The sequence below is a fragment of the Micrococcus sp. HMSC31B01 genome, assembly GCF_001816085.1.
Lineage (GTDB): Bacteria > Actinomycetota > Actinomycetes > Actinomycetales > Micrococcaceae > Micrococcus > Micrococcus luteus.
The window spans coordinates 1-863 of sequence record NZ_KV825459.1 but is presented as its reverse complement, the minus strand read 5'-3'; the positions used below and the strand labels follow the sequence as shown (position 1 = coordinate 863).

General features: G+C 73.8%; 1 protein-coding gene. It reads left to right on the top strand.

Annotation, left to right across the window (positions count from 1 at the left end):
- Positions 1-457: 457 nt before the first annotated feature.
- Positions 458-787 carry a bifunctional 3-phenylpropionate/cinnamic acid dioxygenase ferredoxin subunit gene (locus HMPREF3105_RS12285; protein ID WP_002857882.1) on the top strand — a complete coding sequence of 110 codons (330 nt, stop codon included), beginning with the start codon at positions 458-460 and terminating at the stop codon, positions 785-787.
- Positions 788-863 lie beyond the last annotated feature (76 nt).

The window sequence follows — 863 nt, the reverse complement described above, 5'->3', positions numbered from 1 at the left end:
GCGTCGGGGGCGCCCTCCGTGGTCGCGGACGGCGGCTGCGGGAGCAGGCCGCCGACGAGGACGGAGAGCGCGGCGACCGCGACGGCGGGCGCGAGCGGGCGGGGGGACGCGGCGGAACGCGGCGGGAGAATCTTCATGCGGATGCCTTCGGAAGGTGGAGTGCCCGAGGAACGACAGGCGCGGGCCGTGTCGCTTTCCCGGGTCGGTGGCGTGGTGAGGGCGGGATGAGGGCCAGAGGCCGTCGTGATCGTAGCGTGATCGACCATTCCCGGGAACATCTTTCGAAGGCTTGTCGGGTGATTTCACGCCCCCGTGATGTCCGGTTCATCCATTCACAGGTGGGCGCGGTGTGGCACCGGGGCGGAGCACAGCGGAGGGGTGTCGGGTCCGCGCCGGGGGATACGGTGACGGGAGACCACCACGGGCCGCCCGGCCCGGGAACCAGAGGAGGCAGACCATGGCGGAGCCGATCCACATCGGCGCGGCGGCGGACGTCCCGGAGGGCGAGGCGATCGTCGTCCCGGCGGCGACGGCGGGGACGAGGGACGACGTCGCGGTGTTCCACACGGACGCAGGCGAGTTCCACGCGATCGACGACACGTGCACCCACGAGGACGCCTCGCTGGCCGAGGGCTGGCTCGAGGACGACCGGGTGGAGTGCCCGCTGCACGCCGCGCAGTTCTGCCTGCGCACCGGCGAGGCGCTCTGCCTGCCCGCCACCAAGGGCGTCGGCGTGCACCGCGTCGAGGAGCGCGAGGGCCAGCTCTACCTCGTCCCCGGCGCATGAGCCACGACGTCGAGGCCCCGGCAGGCGTGCCCGGCTCGGTCGCGGTGGTGGGCGGCGGCGTCGCGGGCTTCGCCGT

Bases quoted from the DNA above. Each gene is read 5' to 3' on its own strand.
- HMPREF3105_RS12285 (WP_002857882.1), top strand. From the start codon at position 458: ATGGCGGAGCCGATCCACATCGGCGCGGCGGCGGACGTCCCGGAGGGC.